Here is a 17,455-nt window from a genome sequence, read left to right as displayed (position 1 = left end):
ATGGCTATGAGCTCCGCCGCCGTTGCGTGGGCAATGAGACAAAGGTTGGTTGGATGACTGTCACTGAAAATGCAGTGCCGAAGCAGCGAGGTGCGCCGTTCAAGCCTGGGCAGTCGGGCAACCCGGCCGGCAAACCCAAGGGGGCGCGCAACAAGACCACGCTCGCCATGGAGGCCATCTTGGAAGCCGACGCCGAAGGGCTGACGAGGAAGCTGCTCGCGCTCGCCAATGGTGGCGACATGACCGCGATGCGCATCTGCATGGATAGGCTCTATCCGGCGCGCCGCGACCGTGCCGTGACCTTTGCCCTTCCGAAGATCGACAAAGCGGAAGACCTGACGAAGGCCACTCAGGCAATCATGGAAGCCGTTTCGACCGGAGAGCTAACGCCGTTGGAGGCTGACGCGGTGAGCCGCACGGTCGAAGCTCATGTGAAGGCGATCGAGGTGACGGACCTCGTGCGCCGGATCGAGGCATTGGAAGTAAAGCCATGAGCATTTTGGCGGGGGGATTAAAACCGACTTCGCCCGCATTTCCATGGGCTTGCTGATACAGTACGAAGGGGCGGGAACATGAACCTGCGGACACGCATCGCAAAGCTGGAAAGCGCGTTCCGTCATTCCTGGCAACCGATCATCGCCTTTGCCTCATCGCAAGAGGAAGCCCAACAGATCGTTGACGAGGAGCGGAGGCGGCGGGGGCTTTCGGGCGCCCAGCTTGTCCCAACCATCTGCGTGACAGGGAGCATCAGCCGATGAGCATCGCCGCACGACTTGCAAAGCTTGAGCAGCGATTCAGCCCCGCCCGCAGTCATGTCCTGTTCGGGCATAGCCGGGACGAAGTGCATGCCCAGCGGAAAGCCATGATCGATGCGGGCAAGGCATCGGAGCACGATGACTTCGTGATGTTCGTCACCATCCTAGAGGCGCGTCCGCAATGAGCACCGCAGGAATCCGCCAGCGCGTCGCAAAGCTGGAGAGCATGAAGGATGCCGGCGCGGCCCGTCAGCATGTCATCGAGGCCCGATCCGAGGATGAGGCGGATCGCAAGCAGGCGGAGCTGATCGCATCTGGCACAGCGCGTCCGAATGACCTCTTTGTGGTGATCCGCCGCTTCGCCCTTACGGACCTCGCAGCATGAAGCACCGCGACCTCACGAGACGCATTGAAGCGTTGGAGGAAAAGGCTGCGGCCAAGGCGCCTTACCGCCAGCCGGAAACGCACGTCATCCACGGCGACTCGCGACAGGATCGAGAGCTTGCGGCTCAACGCATGATCGATCGTGGCGAGGCCCATCCGGGCGATATCTTCTTCATGGTGATTTCTAGCGGGGAAAAGCTCTCCTAAACGCAAAAGTTGGTTGTATTGTTGGGCTTGTCTCGACAAGGCGATTGGCCTGGGCCGAACTCATAGGACTGCGCGCTCGATACCGCAGGGCAGAACAGGAGAACGGCTGCGCCAAAAAGGAAATTTCGAGAACTGTTCAGAGGGGCAACCGCTGCGGTCGTTATCTAGCTCCGCTTGGAATGACTACGGGGGGGCGCGCTCTTTAACTTGCGGAAGTCCAGATAGCGGCCTTTTACAACCTGAGCCGTAAAAAATGCGCTCGCCAGATCAATAGGCAATGGCGCGCTCCTCGGCGCCGGGACGGGTGCTGAGACTTCTCGCTTTTGGTATTTTGTCGGGTCGTTTTTGATCTTGCTCATCAGTTTGATTTGAGAGTTCCCTCAATCTCCCGTCTCGTCATCCGAGCCTTACATAGGTCGCGCTTTCGCCGAGCCGCGCCGCCCAGCGCCGTAGTTGTAAACTCGGTAGAGCCGTCAGAGTTCACAACGAAGCGTTTCTCCGTTCCGTTTTCGTTCTTTATCCAAATCTTGTTAACAGGGTCTTCAACCGGCCGCCAGTCCAAACATTCGTCAATCGCCGCGAGGGCGTTAGCTACCGCAAGAGCCGATGGATAACGATCAAGCGGGTTCGGCTCCAGACACTTTGCCACCACCCGGCGCAGCTTGACCTGAACGTGCTCGCCAAAGGCTTGCCGATCGGGAAAGGCCCCAGCAGTGATTGCTGCCGCTAGCGCGGGCCGGTCTATGTTTCCGAGGGCGTCATAGAAAGGAGCAAACTGCCGATAGAACTCGTCATTTCCATTGATCATGCGATATAGCGTCAGGCCGATTTGGTAAATGTCGAACCGCAAATCATACGGCGGCCCGCCAACGGCCTCTGGGGGTGCCATCTTCAGATAGAAGCCATTAGGTTGAGCAAAGCCGAGCTGCATTTGTTTCGCTAGCCCGAAATCAGAAAGCAGAGCCTCGCTCCGCTTAGAAAGTAATACATTGTCCGGTTTTATATCGAAATGTATCAGCCCTTTCGAATGTATATTATGAACACCGCAAAGCAATTGGCATCCGAGTCTGATGATTTCCCGCACGGTTAGTCTGCTGGCCGCCATCAGCCCCTTGACCGACCCGCGAATGTAAAATGGCATGGCGATATATACGCTGTCGGCATCCTCGCAGGCGTAATGTATTTGTACCACGTTTTGATGAGCCGTCGCGTAGAGATGCTTGGCCTCGTCAAAGAATTCTGCAGGATCGATAAGATCGGCTTTTGCGATTGTCTTCATGACAATCTCGGCACCCAGTTGGGCGTCGCGAACCAGATGAGTTTTCGAATTTCTGCCGTCGGCGCCTATCTCTCGAATCTCAGCAAAATTTAGCTCCGCCCTTTTGTACGGCCTAAGCATTAACTGCTCCCTTTGCGCACAAAACAGCCTCCCGCTGTTCTTTATTCATCCGGTCCCAGTTTTCTATGCCGGGATCGCTCTCCCCATCAATCATTGGCTTGAGTGCGGCTCGGTCGATACCGAGACGCGATGCGATCGATGAGATATGACCTACATAAAAGGCTTCGAGGTCGCTACTTGCAAAAGCCTCCTTCAGTACGCCTTCTATTTCTATGCGTGGGATAGAAGGATTTTGCGCCGAAGGTTCCGTAGCGCGGATGCCTGCACGAGTGACTTTGTACTCCCTGAGTACGTCAAGCAGGTTGCTCCTAATGTATTTAAGCGCGTCGGGAGTTTCGAATGCCGCTGGTATGACTATCTGCTCGACGTTCACAACGGCCTGAGCCGCGGCGTCATACACAGCAAACGTCACGGCGCTGGGCGCCACTCTGATACCAATTGTTCGCATGATCCCCCCGAAGCACCAATTGATGCTCGCCTCATTGGTACAAAGGATCAAGGCGCAATCTGTGGCTGACGGGATTTTGGAGGGGGACCTACGAAGCGCCGAGAGGTCTGCACTGCCGGCGACTGCCTCAAACCGTCGAACTTCCCCCATGAACCAGAACTTCACCTGGCAGATCTCGGCCATCCCGGATCAAGCGTGACGGACGCGCCATCGGGAGCGTACACCGTGATCCCATTTTGGCCGCCGAAGAACCGCAGGCCGCCGCGGCTACGCTGTGAGCGATGCCGTCGGCGGTGCCATACTCACCCTCGGGACGGAGCCAGAAACTGAAGGCGAGCGATGCCTTGCTGTTGCACTCGATGCGCTTGACCTTCGCCAGTGCTGCCGTACCCCACATGAGGCCGAGCATGGATCTCATTCGGGAGTGAACTGGACGTCAAAGCGCAGGTGGCGTTTTCAGAGTCGTGGGCCGCATTCGTGCGGGCTCGGCTACCACCCCCAATCGTGGCCTCATCAGGGCCAGCCAGCGCCAGCCACTGAGTCATGGCGGGGCTATCTATTCTCCGGAGTGGGCTTCCTGCGCGTAGCCGCAGCCAGAAATTCATCGGAGGATTCCAGCGCGGCCTCAACGATGGGCCGAACGAAGGCGCGCAAATCACGCCGCCACTCCTCCGACGATTGCTCCCAGGTGAACTGGCGCTTTTCACGAGCGCTCTCATGCATGGCCTTGGCTCCTGCCTCGATTGCCAGGTCGATACGCGTTTCTGCCATTGGTGTCCTCCTCTCCGGCTTCCATAGTGTCGGAAATGTCGCGATAGACGCTGGGGGGCGAGCTTGCCACAGACGTGCACCCGAAGAGAGCTCTACGACCTGGTGTGGGCCGAACCGCTTTGGAAGCTGTGCGAGCGGTTCGGCATTTCAGACGTTGCCTTGAAGAAGGCATGCAAGAAATTCGATGTGCCGACGCCACCGCAGGGACATTGGAACAAGGTGCAGGCCGGGAAGAGGACCGTAAAAATTGCGCTGCCCCAAAGAGACCTGGGAAAACCGGAAGTCCTTGTCATCGGCGACTATCAATGGCGGCTGTGGAATGACGAGCCCGACGATTTCGTTCCCGAACTTCCAGATTTCGACGAGGACGAGACCGCCGTGCGCAACCGGGCGCACGCGCTCGTGGGAACAGTCAATATTCCGGATCGCATCACGAGAGCTCATGCCCAAATCGCGACGCTGATTTCTGAAGAACAGAAATTGGTGGAGCAGCAACGGGCGACCGGATTCTCCTGGCCGCGCCCGCGCTTTCAAAGTCCTCTCGACCGAAGGCGCCTGAGAATCGCAAACGGGCTCTTGCTGGCGGGGGAGAGGGCTGGTGCGAAATGGCGCCGCGGCGACAAAGACAAACTGGAATTTGAGGCCACTGTCGGTGAAAAGCGGATCGGGCTCTCGGTACGCAAGGTCACCAAACACTCTTACAAGACGATATCCGGTCGACGCGAGCGAGAGGAGCGCGAAGAGGTCGAGGTCGTGCTTGGGCCATTTCGAGATGAGCGAGAATCGGGCGGTCGGGTCTGGTCCGACACCGAGAGCGGCAAGCTGGAAGCATCGGCCGCGGAAATCCTTACGGAGCTATTTCTTGATGCAGAACTCAGTTACCGCCAAGGGTTGGCAGATCTAAGGGACTGGCGCATCCAACGGCGGGACCTCGCGATAGAGCGAGACCGTCAAGAGCGAGAGCGTATCGAGCGCGAAACCACGGAGCAGCAAGTGGCTCTGGAGCAAGCGCGGGTCAAACGGCTGCTCGATGACGCAGACAATCTCCGAAAGGCATCTGCTATTCGGTCCTATGTTGATCGAGCGGTGCGTGAGTGGGAAAAGCAGCCCGGTAATATCGCTCGCGAGAAGCTGGATGAATGGCGAAGGTGGGCAATTTCCCAGGCTGATCGCATTGATCCGGTCGCCAACGGAAGCTTCGTCCTTTTCGACGAAGACGGTTCCAAATGATGGGGCCGGGCGTGACGCACAAAAACTGCGGTATTGAGCCGAATTTTCGTGCGTCACATTTGCGGTATTGAGCCCCTAAAACGGGGTGCACAAAAACTGAGGTATTGAGCCTATTTTCCGACACCGCCGCTGCTCAAGATGGACACTGGGCTTGGAGCTTCTTCCGCCAGGTGGACACAGTCTGCGGGCTCACTCCGGCGGGCCGCCCGATCTCCCGGTCTGACAAATGCGGGGCCTCGTTCAGCAGTGAAATGACGTCGTGCTGCTTATCGGCGTTGGTGCGCCGATTGGTGCTCGTCGATTTGGCGCAGGCCTCATCCTGTCCATTTTGAGCGGGGGCCTCGTAACGTCGGCGGAGCATCTCGAAATCGCGGCGAAGAGTCATCACGAGCCCGTCTTCCTTCTCCTCGGTCGGGTCGATCCACTGCCGCTCGAACTTATGCTTCTCCCAAGCGAAGCGGGATTCCACGTCGTCCCAAGATTCTGCAGGGCGATTGTGCAGGTCGCGCTCCAGCAGCTCCATTCGCGCGAAGACTTCGAGGTGGTGACGATACTCGCCCTCGACAAACGCGCTTCGGTCATCGTGCAGCTTGTCCCACATCAACGCCTCGGCAAGCAGGCCGGGCAATGTCTGCGGCATCGGCCAGCCCTCGCGAATTGCAGCAACCGCCGCGGGGTCAGCCTTGCTGAGAAAATCCAGCTCGCCAGCGCCCCCCAAATTGCAGGTGAACGCGAACTTCTGCGTACCGCACCAGTCCATGTTGATTTTGCGCTTTGCAAACGGCGCGGCGGCGACGAACAACGCCCGCTCGATTTCCGTCAAAGCGAAAACGGCTGACACATTCCCAAATCGCTCCAGAAGCGCACGACGCCGGTCGGCCCGCCGTTCCTCGCGGGCGGTATTCTTCTCCGCCTGGCTCGCTTGGTAGCCTGGGTGCTTCTCCTCCATCCAATCGTCCATACCGCGAAAAATATCGCGCCAGTCGGACGATGCTGCCGCGGCTGGTTGCGGCTTCGGGGCGCTGTCCATCTTGGACAGAGCTTGGTTGAGCGTCATCCCGGCGCGCTGGGCAATAGCCTCAGCACGAGCGCGGGCGGCAGTCCTCTCGCCCTCGGTTGCACCCGCCGTTATCAGGCGGTGGACCTTGGCGAATTTGTCCATATCCAATTTGGACGCCTGTGCGTGAATCGTCATCGTGCGTCCTCTCAGGCCGAGCGGCGGTTATTGTTGGCGGCGGATGTTTCCTGGCCCTGAGCACGGTAGCTCCCAGCCTGAGCATCGAAACGGCGGGAATCCGTCATGAACCAGAACTTCACTTGGCCCGGATGCCCACAGATCGGCTGCCGCCTGATCTTCTTGGCGATGACCATCGTGCAGCGCTCTTCGAAATCGCGATAAACGACGATTCCGGCATCGGACTTGTTGCGCCAATGAGCCGAGCCCGAAATGTCATAGAGGCCTGGCACAGGCTCTTTGCCGCCGGCCGGATTTGAAATCTTCGTCGGGTGCGCGACCATGAACACGGTGACGCCGTACACCTTCGCGAAGCGCTTGCACTTGCTGATGAGCTGCGAGACGAACTCGGTTTCGGTCATGCCAGCGGGCCGGCCTGCCTCCAGTTCGTTGTAGGGGTCCACGATCAGGCCATTGATGCCCTTGCGCAGGACGGCGGCCTTCGCGCGCTCCAGCACCCAATCAATCGAGGGCGTATGCTCGCCCGAGTCGATGAACACGAATCGGTCGTTAATCCAGCGCATCGCCGTGTGAAGCTGTTCCTCGTCCATGCGGAAGGTCGGACCGTCATGGAAAGGCAGTCCCGTCTTGATCTCGCACAGGTCGATGATGTGGCTTTCGCTTCCGGTCTCCGGGGAGAACACGGCCCAGCGCCAGCCGTGCAGGTCCGACATGGTCGCGGCAGCCTGATCCAACCACCGACTCTTGCCGTGGTTCGGAATGCCGGTCACGACCACGAACTGGCCGGGCAACACCTTAAAGGCCTGATCCAAGTCCCGGCCCATCCCGAGCGAGAAGGGCTTAGGCCCGTCGCCGCGGTAGGTGGCCAACACTTCATCTGAAAAGGTATCGGCGCCATACAGGCCATCAATCGGCCAGGCCTCGGCATTCTCCACGCGAGCCCGGAGCACCTTGGCGCCGTGCGCCATCAGGCATTCGTTGGCGTCCTTCGTCTGCGTCGTCTCATCGGCAGGGAAGGTGACGCGCCAGCATCGATCCTTGCCCAGCCGGCGGGCCAGCTCTTGCGCGAGCAGTTCGCCGGGGCCGTCCATGTCGGTAGCAATCAGGATGCGTCCAGCAGCCTCCAGTTCGGCCGCGTGCGTCGCCAGCGGATCATAGCGCTTGTCCGAGTGCTCGGGCCGGTCGGGAGCGCCGTTCGGGAGGCTGACCACATTGGACAGCCCTGCCTCGATCAAGGCGAGTACGTCCATCTCGCCCTCGACGAAAATCAGATCCTCGCCGGGCTTGATCGCATCGGCGTTGTAAAGCACCGGCTCCGGGTTCTTCTCCTGGCGAAAGTGTTTCTCGTTGTCCCGGTACTTCACATTCCGAAGCGCGCCGGCCCATTCGTATGGGAAGGCGATGCAGGTAGCTTCCGCCTCAATCTGCGGAAACCACTGGCGGGTGAGATAGACGCCCATACGCTCAACGGTCGCGGCGGAGATACCGCGACCAGCGAACCACGCCAGCATCTTGTCGGGGCGTTCGGGGTTCTCGATCCGAACAGGACGATTGAACATGCGGACCTCGCGGACGGGATTGCGCCTGAAGTCGTCGCCCCCGGCGCCGCCGGTCCAGCCGCAGTGGTGGCACTGCCAGCGGACGCGATCAGCGAACACGGTGACGGACAGGCAAGGGTCGGTTTTCTTTTTGCGGAGATGCGAGCAGCGGGGGCAGGTGGCCTTGTGGTTGCCCTGCGCCCATGAGCGGAGCCGGATACCTTCGGCCTTGGCGGTTTCGAGGAAGTCCATGCTCAGCCCCTCCCCATGGTGAACTGGAGGGAATCCGAGCGCTGGGCCGGACGAGCCTTCAGAGCGGCCTCGATCCAGGCGACAGGTTCGGCCGCGTTCTGCTCCTGCGCGTCCTCGATCGTACGCAGCACCTTGCGGGCGTCATCCTTGGCGTCACGCAGCCACTTGCCGATCAGCGTCCGCGCCGGACCAATCGGCTTGCCGGTCATCTCCGTCACGGAAGCGAGCCCTTGCCGGAAGAGCCTCTCCCGCCAATCGGGGAGGGCAGTAACTGCCGTAGGCGAAGCCGGGGCGCTTGCGCCTCTACCGTTAGGTAGAGACTCTTCCGTCTCCGTCTCCGTCTCCGTCTCCGTCTCCATCTGAGAGCGACTTCCCGAACGTGTTTCTACCCTGTTCGGGACACGTTCGGGCTCTGCCCCGGAAATGCCTTCTTCTGCGTCAAAGCGCTTACGGCCGGTCGTCGCATCAGGGCGGCTGCCGTCCTCATTAAAACCGGCATAGCTGCGAAGCTCATCCGGCAGAGGATGGTATTCGCGAGGCCGCTTAGGGCGCTGGTGCCGCACGAAGTTGCGGATGACCCCGTAGGGTCGTCCATCTATGTCGAAGCGGCGAACGCAGTTAGCTGCGGCCAGCTCTTCGAGGAGGCCTGCAACATCCTCCTTTGCCGTTGGCGTGAGGCGCATGTGCAGGCTTAGGGGCTTCCAGCCGAAGACGCCCTGATCGTCCGCCTCGCACCACAGTCCGATCCAGAGCAGCCGGGCGGGATGGCCAAGAGTGACGAATGTTTCATCCGTGAAGATAGCCGGGTGGATTGAGCGGATGCGAGCCATTAGCGCCGCGCCTCCTCAATCATCTCGTCGGTCACGTTTTCCGCGCACCACGAGCACCATTCCGCATGCACAATTAGCGGCACGTCATAGCGGTTGATGGTCATGGTGGTGCCGCGGAACGGCCCCGCCACTTCCTCTGCCCGGCGCTCGATCAGCCCGCGCGAAACCAACGTTTCGAGGATGCGGGGGTGATGGCCGGCAAGGTCGTTGCCAATGGCAATTTGTTCGAAGACCTCAAGGGCGCGCTTACTCAATCTTGCGCACGGATGAGGCTGGCGAGCAGCTTTGGTGCTGGTCATAGTCCTGCCTCGCTGGAGATGAAGCGCAGCCCATCACGCTCGGCCATTTGGCGGGCAAGAGCGGCGGCGGCTTCGGCTGTGTTCGGGGTGGCGGAGTGGCGCCTGACAAGGCGCCCTCCCTGGCTGGTCGCGGCGCACCAGAGGCCCATATCCATGACGACCTCGACGGCGTCGGGAACGCGCTTAGGGGCTCGCACGGCGCGACGGGGAAAGGGAACCACGCTAGTCATCGTGGCTGCCCTCGTCGTCGAGCTGGCGCATCGCCTCGGGCAAGGTGTCCAGCGCCGCCTTGGCAAAGGCCGCGAACTTCCTGACAGAGCGCATCAGGGCCGGCGCGTCACCCATGACGAGATGGTCGCACGCATGATCGAGATGCAGACTGGCATAGGCCAGCGCACCGCCCATGAAGGCGCGGGGGTTGGTCGCGCTATTGATGTCCGCGACTGGAGGAGGCGGCAGGGGGGTGATGCTCGCGCTCATGCCGCCCTCCGCTCGATCACGGTGACAGGCACGCTCAGGACGTAGCGGGCATGGGTTCCGGCATATGGGCCGGCGTGCTCCTCATCGTGGGTTACGACGCCAACACCGCCGCGGCGGAGCTTGAAAACGTAGTGGCTCCAGCGTGGCCCCGGATGGTCGATCGGCGTGCAGCCTTTCGTTCCGGCATTGATGAGGTTGTCCAAGGCCCAGGCGTCGCGCCCCTTGAAAGTCTTGGGCGTGGGATCGCCTTCGATGGCGACGGTGATGCTTTTCAGGTTTGCCATTAGCGTCGGCCCTCCTGCGGCCCGATCGAGGCGAGGCGGAGAACCGTGGCGGCGTGCAGCTCGGAAATGCCGAAACGACGCTGGAGACGATTGACGAGAATTTCGGGGATGGTATCTTCGGAAGGCATTCCGGCCAGGAATGAAGCCTTCGCGAGCCCGGCGCTTCCCCCGCGCCGGGTTTTGCTTTCTAGCTGCATCGATTCACGCCGCCTCCCTCTCGGGGAACTCGTGGCCCGGCAGGGCGTTGATCCAGGCTTGCAGCTCCGTGACCGGAACCAGCGTGCGGCGGCCGAAGCGCTTGGCCTTGATCTTGCCGGCGGCCATCTCAGCGTAAAGCTTGGTTACGCCGATGCCGAGAACCTGCGCGGCCTGCCGGGGGTGGTAGGCTACAGGAACTAGGTGTTTCGGTTGCTCTGGCATTTCATCCTCAGCGGTGATGTTCAGGAGCGGTCACCCGAACGGTGCTGAGAGATTGCCGACGCCGTACGCTGGTCGCACGGCCACTAAATCGCTGAATTAGTGGGCGCTTACTTTTTGGCGTCTCGTTTTTCTAATCTCGCGGCTATCTTCTTGGCCAAGTCGCTGATGATCTCGCGTTCGGCCTCGTCGCGGTGCCGGTTGACAAGCTTCCGCAGAACATCGGTGTCAATGCCATCCTTGCCGGCCAGCTTTACAACGAGAGGGTCAGCCGCCACCTCGTCCCACGTCTTGGCGGCAGACTGGAGCGCGGCCTTTACGAGCGCCATATTTCGTTCGTTCTGTGGTCCGCTTTTCGGCCTGCCGCGCTGTCTGGTCAGACCGAACGCGCCATCAAGGCTTGGGCTTTCCCCCGAAAGAAAGGCTCCCATAGCTTGCGACAGGAATGAAGCGTCTGTCTCGGTGAGATAAACGAACCCACGATCAACATCGCTAAGCCCGTCCTCCAGGCGTTGCGCGATATCGGCCAGCATTTGGCGCGGGGCTTCATTCATCAGGCGGTCTTCGCCTTGATCGGCAGAACAATGGCGCCGCTGCGAAGCACGTCGAGCCGATCGGCCCACCACTGCGCCATTTGCACGCGCTCATCCCAATGCTTGCCGCGGGCATAGGCGCGGCGCACGGCGTCTTGGTCCTGATGGGCTAGCGCGCGCTCGATCGCATCGGATGACCACAGGCCCGATTCGTTCAACAGGGTGGAAGCGCTGGCGCGAAAGCCATGAGGCGTCATCTCGTCTTTGGCATAGCCGATGCGGCGCAGCGCCGCGTTCATCGTGACCTCGGACATCGGCCGGGAGGCCGAGCGAAGGGAAGGGAACAGAAGCGGGCTTCGATCCTGAAATTCTCGCAGCTCTTTGATAATGGCGACGGCCTGCGTCGGTAGCGGCACATGATGTTCGCGCCGCATCTTCATCCGCTTGGCCGGGATGATCCAGACGGCTTCCTCCAGGTCAAACTCGGTCCATTCCGCAAAGCGCAGTTCTCCTGGCCGCTGGAACAGGAGCGCCATGAGCTGGAGCGCGGCGCGCGTGCCGGGCTGGCCCTCGTATGCGTCGATCGCGCGGAGCAGTCCGCCAAGCGCCTTCGCGTCGGTGATGGCGGCTCGGCTTGTTGGCTTAGGAGCAGCAAGGGCGCCGCGCAGGGCCAACGTGGGATCGTTCGCGACCTTGCCGGCGGCAATGGCATATCGAAAGACTTGGCCGATCACAGAGCGGAGCCGCTTCGCCGTTTCGAGGCGGCCCCGCTTTTCGACCTTGCGGAGAACAGCGAGGATTTCGGCAGCGGATATTTCACCGATAGGGCGTCTGCCCAGGTCGTCATTGGCGAAGCCTAGCAGCCAGTCGAATTTTTCCAGTGTGCCATCCGCTTTGCCCTCGCGCGCTTTCTTCTCCCGCAGTTCGGTCGCCAAACTGGCGAAGGTCGCAGCGCGGCTCTCCTGCTTCGCGACCTTGTCGAGGCGCTTCTGTTCGGATGGATCTCGACTGGAGCGTAGATGTTCCTTGGCGGCCTCGCGTGCAGCGCGGGCGGCTTTCAGGTCGACGCCAGGATAAGGCCCGATCGCCAGCTTCTTTTGCTTCCCGTCGAAGCGATAGGCCATGCGCCAGAGCTTGGCGCCGTTCGGCATGATCCACAGTTGCAGGCCGCCGCCGTCCGAAAGCTTCGCCACTTTCGCCTGGGCTTTCGCGTTCTTAATCGCCGTGTCTGTCAGCGGCATGTTGGCCTCGCATCTGATGGCCTCGGGCTCAGGCCAACAGGGAGGCCAACAAATCGGCCGGCTGTCAATGAACGCTGGTGAACGCTACTGACGCCTAAAGACAGCAAAACCGGCCTTTGCGGGGCCGGTCTCGGTCGTCAGTGAACGTCTATGAAAGGGAGTTTGGTAGCGGGAGAGGGACTTGAACCCCCGACACGCGGATTATGATTCCGCTGCTCTAACCAGCTGAGCTACCCCGCCACAGGGTCGAAGCCGGCAAGCCGGCTCGTCTTCGAGGCGCGATATAGGCGTCGTGGCAGGGGTGCGTCAAGCCTTGGATTGCGCGTTATCGGCAGAAGCGTGCTTGCGCAGGCGAACGACCTTGAAATAGCCGCGCCCGACATGGACCGTCTCGTAGCGGTCCGTCGCCTTCGCCCAGTCGGTCAGGCGGCTGACCTTGAAGTCGGAGCTCCAGCCGACTGCCTTCGAGAGCGGCGCGACCGCGCTCCAGAACCGCGCCAGCAGGCCGCCATCGTCGACGAGGCGGCTGGAGATGATGATCTCGCCGCCGGGCTTCAGGACGCGGTCCATCTCGGCCAGGGCCTGCTCTGGATTCGGCACCAGGGTGATGACGAATTGCGCGGTGACGGCGTCGAAGCGCTCATTGCCGAAGCCGAGCCGACAGGCATCCATCACCATCAGCCCGCGGACATGGTCGAGATTCTGGCTCACGACCTTGCGATGAGCGACCTTGAGCATGTCGAGCGAGAGGTCTGCCCCAAGCACGCGCGAGTCCGGCGTGAAATAGGGCAGGGTGAGCCCGGTGCCGACGCCGATCTCGAGGATGTCCGGCCCGCAGGCGCAGGCCGCTTCGACCGCCTCGCGCTGCGGGCGGGCCAGCATGCGCTGATAGATCCGGTCGTAGAATTTAGCCCAGGTCGCGTAGACGCGCTTCTGGCCGTCGAGGTCGTAGGTCACCGGCATGGTCTGGGGTCCGAGCGGAAGAGCGGGCCTGAGCGATCAGGACAGGGCGAGGGCGGCCGGCGCAGGCGCGGCCGGCAGGGCGAGCGGGCGCCGCAGGATGGTGCCGCCGCCGAGAACGCGGGAGCCGGGGCCGGCATCGGCATAGATCACGCAGGCCTGGCCGGGCGAGACGCCCTCCTCGTCGCTGGCGAGCTCGATGCGCAGGCCGTCGGCGTCGCGGAAGAGCCGGGCCTCGCGCGGCGCGCGGGTCGAGCGGACGCGAACGGCGACGTCGAGGCCCTCCGGCGGCAGGGCATCGAGCGAGATCTCGCCGATCCAGTTGAGATCGCGCAGGCGGACCTCGCCCACGCTCAGGGCTTCGCGCGGGCCGACGATGACGCGGGCGTCGTCGGCGTCGAGGCGCAGCACATAGAGCGGCTCGCTTGCGCTGATGCCCAGCCCCTTGCGCTGGCCGACGGTGTAATGGAGCACGCCGTCATGATGGCCGAGGATGCGGCCGTCGAGATGGACGATGTCGCCGGGGCGGGCGGCGCCGGGCTTCAGGCGCTCGATGACATCGGCATAGCGGCCGTTCGGCACGAAGCAGATATCCTGGCTGTCGGGCTTGTCGGCGATGGCGAGGCCGAGCTCGGCTGCGAGCGCGCGGGTCTGCGCCTTGTCGATATGGCCGAGCGGGAAGCGCAGCAGGTCGAGCTGCTCCTGCGTCGTCGCATAGAGGAAATAGCTCTGGTCGCGGCTGGCGTCGGCGGCGCGGAACAGGCCGCGATGACCGTTGCCGAGATCGCGGCTGAGCACGTAATGGCCGGTCGCCAGCGCATCGGCGCCGAGCTCCTTGGCGAGATCGAGCAGGTCGCGGAACTTCACGGTCCTGTTGCACTCGACGCACGGGATCGGCGTCTCGCCGGCAAGGTAGCTCTCGGCGAAGCGCTCGATCACCGCGTCGCGGAAGCGGCTCTCGTAGTCGAGCACGTAATGGGGAATGCCGATCGTCTCGGCGACGCGGCGGGCGTCATGGATGTCCTGCCCGGCGCAGCAGGCGCCGGCGCGGTGAACGGCGGCGCCGTGATCGTAGAGCTGGAGCGTGACGCCGATGACGTCATAGCCCTCGCGCTTGAGCAGGGCCGCGACCACCGAGGAATCGACGCCGCCGGACATCGCCGCGACGACGCGCGTGGCCGCGGGCGGCTTGGCGATGTCGAGGGAATTGCGGAAGGGCGCGGTCATTCTCGGCTGTGTCGTGGCTGGCTCGGGAGGTTCGAAAGGCGGCGTCGGCGCGTCTGCCGGCTCTATACCGGCTTTGCTCCGATGCCGCCAGCCGGATCGGCAAATCCTGCCGGCTTGGGCTTGTGGAGCCGGGCTCGATATTGCCCTCTCCCCGATTGAAGTGGTGCTAAGGCCTTGATTCAGCAAGGGCCGTTTCTGGCTCGCAACTTGCTGGACCGGGTCGGGCGCGTTGTTGCCCGCGTCACGGGACCGTTCATGCCGATCCAGTCTGCGTTCACAAGTCAGGCCACTGCCGAAGCGCCGGTTACCCGGTCGCGCGCCGGTCAAACCGAGCCGCGCGAGGGCGGCGAAGTCTTTGCGTTGCCCGAGACAAAGGCGGCTGCCGCCGGAGAGGCGAAGGCCGGCACGGCAGGGAAGACGGCAGCCTCCTCGGAAGCCGCTGCGGCCAAGGATGCGACGGGCGCGGAGCAGGTCGTCGATCCGGCCAAGGCGAAGGCGCAGCTGGATGTTGCGAAGACAGTGGTCTCGCCGGCTGTGCCGACCTCTTCACCTGTCCAGTCCGGTGCGGCCATGCCGCAGGAACCAAAGACCGACGCGAGCGGGATCGCATTCCTGATCGCGATGGCTGCCGCCCAGACGGGCGCGCAGGCCAAGCCTGCCGGCGAAGGCGAGGCGACTGAAATCGGTGAAGCTGTCGGCGAGACGCAGGACGGTTCGAAGAAGGAGAGCAAGACCGCAGGGGAAGGCGAGGCTGCGGTCGCGGCTCCCGTTCCTGTAGCGGCAACCCAGACCCCAGCTGTGTCGGTCCCGGTCGCGGTTCTGCCTGCGCTGCTGCCGCAGGGCCCGCTCCTGGCTGTCGATGCCGCGGAGGGCGAGGCCGTCGAGTCGATGTCGACCGAGGGGGGCGCGAAGAAGGATATCACACGGGCGCAACTCGCTGCCGCAGCCTCGGGATTGCCTGTCGTCGCCATGCCCGCGACGGAACAGGCGTCGGCCGCAGGCGTCGTCGCCCAGGACGGCAAGACCGCGCCGGGCGTGCATGCGGCCGGAACGGCCGGGCAGGGCGTGAAAGAGCTTGCGGACATCCTGGCCAAGGCCGACCAGCCTGTGGCCGCGAATGGCGCGCCGGCACCCGCCGAGGCCAAGGCACTCGATTCTCTTCAGCAGCAACCGGCAACGCCTTTCGATTTCTCGACCCTGTTGCAGCAGGCGTCCGGAAAAGCCGGGCATGACCGCCTTGTTCAGCCGTTCGATCCCAATGCGGCGTCGGGCACGGCGCCCGGAGCGCCGGGGCAGGGCACGGCGAGCGGCCAGCCGACGCCGATCCATGTCGTGCCGATCGAGATCGGCCTGCGCGCGATGTCGGGCGCGCGGCAGTTCGATATCCGGCTCGATCCCGACGAACTCGGTCGCGTCGACGTCAACCTCTCGATCTCCGACAAGGGCGAGGTCAGCGCGAAGCTGGTCGTCGACCGGGTCGAGACTCTTCACCTCCTGCAGCGCGATGCGCGCACGCTGGAACGCGCCTTCGAGCAGGCGGGCCTGAAGCCGTCCGATGGCGGTGTCGACATCAGCCTGCGCGACCCGTCCGACCAGTCGGCCTTCCGCCAGAACCGCCAGCAGGACGAGGCGCCGCAGCGCCCGCGGCAACCAGGCGGCACTGATCTGGCCGAGGACGCCCCCCTTTCGATCGATCCCGCCCCGCAGCGCCGGCTCATCCGGCTCGGCGGCGTCGATCTCAGCATCTGAACGAGGAATAGCGCCATGGCGGTCTCCGGCACATCAGGCACTTCCGGCTCATCGGGCACCAGCAACAGCACGGTGACCGGCTCCACGAGCGGCATCGCCAACAACTTCGACCAGTTCCTGACGCTGCTGACGACGCAGCTCAAGAACCAGTCGCCGCTGGACCCGCTCGACACCAACCAGTTCACGGCCCAGCTTGTGCAGTTCGCCGGCGTCGAACAGCAGCTCAGGACCAACGAGACACTCGCCTCCCTGCTCAGCCTCAGCGCAGCGGGAACGGCGACGAACGCGGTCGGCTTCATCGGGTCCACGGTGACAGCGGACGGTGCCACGGCACGGCTGCTCGACAGCAAGGCCGATTGGAAGGTCACCATGCCCGCCGCCGGCACGGCGACGATCACGGTCAAGGATTCCAAGGGAAGCGTGGTCCAGACGGAAACCAGGTCGTTCAACGCCGGCGACCAGACCTATAGCTGGAACGGCACGACCTCCACGGGCAGCAAGGCCGCGGATGGCGAATACACCATCACCATCGATGCCAAGAGCGTGGCTGGCGATGCCATCACCGCCAAGACGCAGATCAGCGGCGTGGTCGACGGCGTTGATTTCACCTCGTCGATCCCGATGCTCAAGATCGGGGGGATCAGCATCCCGATCGACAAGGTCAAGAGCGTGGTCCGCGGCGAGTGAGCGGCGGCGAATCAGTCGTGGACATCCGAGGCGATCGTTTTAGCCAATTCTTAAAGCCGCCCGCCTATGCTGCCCTCAGTAGCTCTGTTGAGTTGTGTGAGAGTACCATGACCGAGCCATTGCGACCGCGGGTGAAATACGTGATCGGACCGGACGGAAGTCCGCTGACGATCGCGGATCTCCCGCCGATGAATACCAGGCGCTGGGTCATCCGGCGGAAGGCCGAGGTGGTGGCCGCCGTGCGCGGCGGGCTGCTCAGCCTCGAAGAGGCGTGCCAGCGCTATACGCTGACCGTCGACGAGTTCCTGAGCTGGCAGATGTCGATCGATCAGCATGGCCTCGCCGGCCTGCGGACGACCCGCATCCAGCACTACCGCCAGTAAGAAGCAGAATTTCCGTTTCTTTACAAAGGCGTCGGCCCGAAAGGGCCGGCGCCTTTCGTATTTGCACGGTTCGACTATCCGGAAAGTTTAACGACCCGCTTCCAAAAATTAACCGCCCGCTAACCATGCACTGGGAAAAACTTGCCTAGTGGGTCGGAGCAGGTGCGCCGTCCCTGCGATTCTGTG

The 17,455-nt window shown here is 62.7% G+C and carries 23 protein-coding genes and 1 tRNA gene; 8 read left to right on the top strand and 16 right to left on the bottom strand.

What is annotated here, in order from left to right; genetic code table 11:
• Nucleotides 1–53: 53 nt before the first annotated feature.
• From ACFJGT_RS17365 to ACFJGT_RS17350, 4 genes are all read left to right on the top strand, one after another.
• A complete protein-coding gene (locus ACFJGT_RS17365; RefSeq protein ID WP_377840116.1) occupies nucleotides 54–494 on the top strand; it encodes a DUF5681 domain-containing protein in 441 nt (146 codons plus the stop codon).
• 260 nt (nucleotides 495–754) lie between these two features.
• Nucleotides 755–940 carry a hypothetical protein gene (locus ACFJGT_RS17360; RefSeq protein WP_377840113.1) on the top strand — a complete coding sequence of 62 codons (186 nt, stop codon included), beginning with the start codon at nucleotides 755–757 and terminating at the stop codon, nucleotides 938–940.
• 41 nt (nucleotides 941–981) lie between these two features.
• Nucleotides 982–1,140 (top strand): hypothetical protein, encoded by a 159-nt coding sequence (locus ACFJGT_RS17355; protein WP_377840110.1) that lies wholly within the window; start codon nucleotides 982–984, stop codon nucleotides 1,138–1,140.
• Complete coding sequence (locus tag ACFJGT_RS17350; protein ID WP_377840107.1) at nucleotides 1,137–1,346, top strand: hypothetical protein; 210 nt, start codon at nucleotides 1,137–1,139, stop codon at nucleotides 1,344–1,346. The genes ACFJGT_RS17355 and ACFJGT_RS17350 overlap by 4 nt, the downstream gene beginning before the upstream one ends.
• 358 nt (nucleotides 1,347–1,704) lie before the next feature.
• On the opposite strand, the gene ACFJGT_RS17345 is transcribed toward ACFJGT_RS17350, so the two are convergent.
• From ACFJGT_RS17345 to ACFJGT_RS17335, 3 genes are all read right to left on the bottom strand, one after another.
• Complete coding sequence (locus ACFJGT_RS17345) at nucleotides 1,705–2,745, bottom strand: serine/threonine-protein kinase (protein WP_377840105.1); 1,041 nt, start codon at nucleotides 2,743–2,745, stop codon at nucleotides 1,705–1,707.
• A complete protein-coding gene (locus ACFJGT_RS17340) occupies nucleotides 2,738–3,376 on the bottom strand; it encodes a hypothetical protein (RefSeq protein ID WP_377840101.1) in 639 nt (212 codons plus the stop codon). Before ACFJGT_RS17340 ends, ACFJGT_RS17345 begins: the two co-directional genes overlap by 8 nt.
• A 369-nt stretch (nucleotides 3,377–3,745) precedes the next feature.
• Nucleotides 3,746–3,964, bottom strand: coding sequence for a hypothetical protein (locus ACFJGT_RS17335; RefSeq protein WP_291656804.1), 219 nt, complete (start codon nucleotides 3,962–3,964; stop codon nucleotides 3,746–3,748).
• Nucleotides 3,965–4,066: 102 nt separating this feature from the next.
• Between ACFJGT_RS17335 and ACFJGT_RS17330 the strand changes: the two genes are divergently transcribed.
• On the top strand, nucleotides 4,067–5,194 hold the full coding sequence (locus tag ACFJGT_RS17330) for a hypothetical protein (RefSeq protein WP_377840098.1): 1,128 nt from the start codon (nucleotides 4,067–4,069) through the stop codon (nucleotides 5,192–5,194).
• A 133-nt stretch (nucleotides 5,195–5,327) separates the two neighbouring features.
• Here the strand turns inward: ACFJGT_RS17330 and ACFJGT_RS17325 are convergent, their stop codons facing one another.
• The 13 genes from ACFJGT_RS17325 to mnmA all read right to left on the bottom strand — a co-directional run bounded on the left by ACFJGT_RS17325 (nucleotide 5,328) and on the right by mnmA (nucleotide 14,450).
• On the bottom strand, nucleotides 5,328–6,389 hold the full coding sequence (locus tag ACFJGT_RS17325; protein WP_377840096.1) for a winged helix-turn-helix domain-containing protein: 1,062 nt from the start codon (nucleotides 6,387–6,389) through the stop codon (nucleotides 5,328–5,330).
• Nucleotides 6,390–6,400: 11 nt separating this feature from the next.
• A complete protein-coding gene (locus ACFJGT_RS17320) occupies nucleotides 6,401–8,179 on the bottom strand; it encodes an AAA family ATPase (protein WP_377840094.1) in 1,779 nt (592 codons plus the stop codon).
• A 2-nt stretch (nucleotides 8,180–8,181) separates the two neighbouring features.
• Nucleotides 8,182–9,009: a hypothetical protein gene (locus tag ACFJGT_RS17315; protein WP_377840091.1), complete on the bottom strand. Its 828-nt coding sequence runs from the start codon at nucleotides 9,007–9,009 to the stop codon at nucleotides 8,182–8,184.
• Nucleotides 9,009–9,308: a hypothetical protein gene (locus tag ACFJGT_RS17310; protein ID WP_377840089.1), complete on the bottom strand. Its 300-nt coding sequence runs from the start codon at nucleotides 9,306–9,308 to the stop codon at nucleotides 9,009–9,011. The genes ACFJGT_RS17315 and ACFJGT_RS17310 overlap by 1 nt, the downstream gene beginning before the upstream one ends.
• A 222-nt stretch (nucleotides 9,309–9,530) precedes the next feature.
• Nucleotides 9,531–9,788 (bottom strand): hypothetical protein, encoded by a 258-nt coding sequence (locus tag ACFJGT_RS17305; protein ID WP_377840086.1) that lies wholly within the window; start codon nucleotides 9,786–9,788, stop codon nucleotides 9,531–9,533.
• Entirely contained in the window at nucleotides 9,785–10,072 is a 288-nt protein-coding gene (locus tag ACFJGT_RS17300; RefSeq protein WP_377840084.1) for a hypothetical protein, read from the bottom strand. Before ACFJGT_RS17300 ends, ACFJGT_RS17305 begins: the two co-directional genes overlap by 4 nt.
• Nucleotides 10,072–10,269 (bottom strand): hypothetical protein, encoded by a 198-nt coding sequence (locus ACFJGT_RS17295; RefSeq protein ID WP_377840082.1) that lies wholly within the window; start codon nucleotides 10,267–10,269, stop codon nucleotides 10,072–10,074. The genes ACFJGT_RS17300 and ACFJGT_RS17295 overlap by 1 nt, the downstream gene beginning before the upstream one ends.
• 4 nt (nucleotides 10,270–10,273) lie before the next feature.
• Nucleotides 10,274–10,492: a helix-turn-helix domain-containing protein gene (locus tag ACFJGT_RS17290; protein ID WP_377840077.1), complete on the bottom strand. Its 219-nt coding sequence runs from the start codon at nucleotides 10,490–10,492 to the stop codon at nucleotides 10,274–10,276.
• Nucleotides 10,493–10,599: 107 nt separating this feature from the next.
• Complete coding sequence (locus tag ACFJGT_RS17285) at nucleotides 10,600–11,043, bottom strand: hypothetical protein (protein WP_377840074.1); 444 nt, start codon at nucleotides 11,041–11,043, stop codon at nucleotides 10,600–10,602.
• A complete protein-coding gene (locus ACFJGT_RS17280) occupies nucleotides 11,043–12,263 on the bottom strand; it encodes a tyrosine-type recombinase/integrase (protein ID WP_377840071.1) in 1,221 nt (406 codons plus the stop codon). Before ACFJGT_RS17280 ends, ACFJGT_RS17285 begins: the two co-directional genes overlap by 1 nt.
• 163 nt (nucleotides 12,264–12,426) lie before the next feature.
• Nucleotides 12,427–12,503 (bottom strand) — tRNA-Met (locus tag ACFJGT_RS17275).
• 66 nt (nucleotides 12,504–12,569) lie between these two features.
• A complete protein-coding gene (locus tag ACFJGT_RS17270; protein ID WP_377840066.1) occupies nucleotides 12,570–13,226 on the bottom strand; it encodes a methyltransferase domain-containing protein in 657 nt (218 codons plus the stop codon).
• A gap of 36 nt (nucleotides 13,227–13,262) precedes the next feature.
• Nucleotides 13,263–14,450: a tRNA 2-thiouridine(34) synthase MnmA gene (gene mnmA, locus ACFJGT_RS17265; RefSeq protein ID WP_377840063.1), complete on the bottom strand. Its 1,188-nt coding sequence runs from the start codon at nucleotides 14,448–14,450 to the stop codon at nucleotides 13,263–13,265.
• A 360-nt stretch (nucleotides 14,451–14,810) separates the two neighbouring features.
• On the opposite strand from mnmA, the gene ACFJGT_RS17260 reads away from it, so the two are divergent.
• The 3 genes from ACFJGT_RS17260 to ACFJGT_RS17250 all read left to right on the top strand — a co-directional run bounded on the left by ACFJGT_RS17260 (nucleotide 14,811) and on the right by ACFJGT_RS17250 (nucleotide 17,269).
• Complete coding sequence (locus ACFJGT_RS17260; protein WP_377840060.1) at nucleotides 14,811–16,199, top strand: flagellar hook-length control protein FliK; 1,389 nt, start codon at nucleotides 14,811–14,813, stop codon at nucleotides 16,197–16,199.
• A gap of 15 nt (nucleotides 16,200–16,214) precedes the next feature.
• Nucleotides 16,215–16,886 (top strand): flagellar hook assembly protein FlgD, encoded by a 672-nt coding sequence (locus ACFJGT_RS17255; RefSeq protein WP_377840057.1) that lies wholly within the window; start codon nucleotides 16,215–16,217, stop codon nucleotides 16,884–16,886.
• A 107-nt stretch (nucleotides 16,887–16,993) separates the two neighbouring features.
• On the top strand, nucleotides 16,994–17,269 hold the full coding sequence (locus ACFJGT_RS17250; RefSeq protein ID WP_038359348.1) for a DUF1153 domain-containing protein: 276 nt from the start codon (nucleotides 16,994–16,996) through the stop codon (nucleotides 17,267–17,269).
• The last annotated feature ends 186 nt before the right edge of the window (nucleotides 17,270–17,455 follow it).

The organism is Allobosea sp. UC22_33, from assembly GCF_042700715.1.
GTDB lineage: Bacteria > Pseudomonadota > Alphaproteobacteria > Rhizobiales > Beijerinckiaceae > Allobosea.
The sequence above is the reverse complement of the archived record's forward strand: the minus strand, read 5'-3'. Positions and strand labels throughout refer to the sequence as shown.

Bases quoted from the DNA above. Each gene is read 5' to 3' on its own strand.
- ACFJGT_RS17365 (WP_377840116.1), top strand. From the start codon at position 54: ATGACTGTCACTGAAAATGCAGTGCCGAAGCAGCGAGGTGCGCCGTTC.
- ACFJGT_RS17360 (WP_377840113.1), top strand. From the start codon at position 755: ATGAGCATCGCCGCACGACTTGCAAAGCTTGAGCAGCGATTCAGCCCC.
- ACFJGT_RS17355 (WP_377840110.1), top strand. From the start codon at position 982: ATGAAGGATGCCGGCGCGGCCCGTCAGCATGTCATCGAGGCCCGATCC.
- ACFJGT_RS17350 (WP_377840107.1), top strand. From the start codon at position 1,137: ATGAAGCACCGCGACCTCACGAGACGCATTGAAGCGTTGGAGGAAAAG.
- ACFJGT_RS17345 (WP_377840105.1), bottom strand. From the start codon at position 2,745: ATGCTTAGGCCGTACAAAAGGGCGGAGCTAAATTTTGCTGAGATTCGA.
- ACFJGT_RS17340 (WP_377840101.1), bottom strand. From the start codon at position 3,376: ATGGCCGAGATCTGCCAGGTGAAGTTCTGGTTCATGGGGGAAGTTCGA.
- ACFJGT_RS17335 (WP_291656804.1), bottom strand. From the start codon at position 3,964: ATGGCAGAAACGCGTATCGACCTGGCAATCGAGGCAGGAGCCAAGGCC.
- ACFJGT_RS17325 (WP_377840096.1), bottom strand. From the start codon at position 6,389: ATGACGATTCACGCACAGGCGTCCAAATTGGATATGGACAAATTCGCC.
- ACFJGT_RS17320 (WP_377840094.1), bottom strand. From the start codon at position 8,179: ATGGACTTCCTCGAAACCGCCAAGGCCGAAGGTATCCGGCTCCGCTCA.
- ACFJGT_RS17315 (WP_377840091.1), bottom strand. From the start codon at position 9,009: ATGGCTCGCATCCGCTCAATCCACCCGGCTATCTTCACGGATGAAACA.
- ACFJGT_RS17310 (WP_377840089.1), bottom strand. From the start codon at position 9,308: ATGACCAGCACCAAAGCTGCTCGCCAGCCTCATCCGTGCGCAAGATTG.
- ACFJGT_RS17305 (WP_377840086.1), bottom strand. From the start codon at position 9,788: ATGAGCGCGAGCATCACCCCCCTGCCGCCTCCTCCAGTCGCGGACATC.
- ACFJGT_RS17300 (WP_377840084.1), bottom strand. From the start codon at position 10,072: ATGGCAAACCTGAAAAGCATCACCGTCGCCATCGAAGGCGATCCCACG.
- ACFJGT_RS17295 (WP_377840082.1), bottom strand. From the start codon at position 10,269: ATGCAGCTAGAAAGCAAAACCCGGCGCGGGGGAAGCGCCGGGCTCGCG.
- ACFJGT_RS17290 (WP_377840077.1), bottom strand. From the start codon at position 10,492: ATGCCAGAGCAACCGAAACACCTAGTTCCTGTAGCCTACCACCCCCGG.
- ACFJGT_RS17285 (WP_377840074.1), bottom strand. From the start codon at position 11,043: ATGAATGAAGCCCCGCGCCAAATGCTGGCCGATATCGCGCAACGCCTG.
- ACFJGT_RS17280 (WP_377840071.1), bottom strand. From the start codon at position 12,263: ATGCCGCTGACAGACACGGCGATTAAGAACGCGAAAGCCCAGGCGAAA.
- ACFJGT_RS17270 (WP_377840066.1), bottom strand. From the start codon at position 13,226: ATGCCGGTGACCTACGACCTCGACGGCCAGAAGCGCGTCTACGCGACC.
- mnmA (WP_377840063.1), bottom strand. From the start codon at position 14,450: ATGACCGCGCCCTTCCGCAATTCCCTCGACATCGCCAAGCCGCCCGCG.
- ACFJGT_RS17255 (WP_377840057.1), top strand. From the start codon at position 16,215: ATGGCGGTCTCCGGCACATCAGGCACTTCCGGCTCATCGGGCACCAGC.
- ACFJGT_RS17250 (WP_038359348.1), top strand. From the start codon at position 16,994: ATGACCGAGCCATTGCGACCGCGGGTGAAATACGTGATCGGACCGGAC.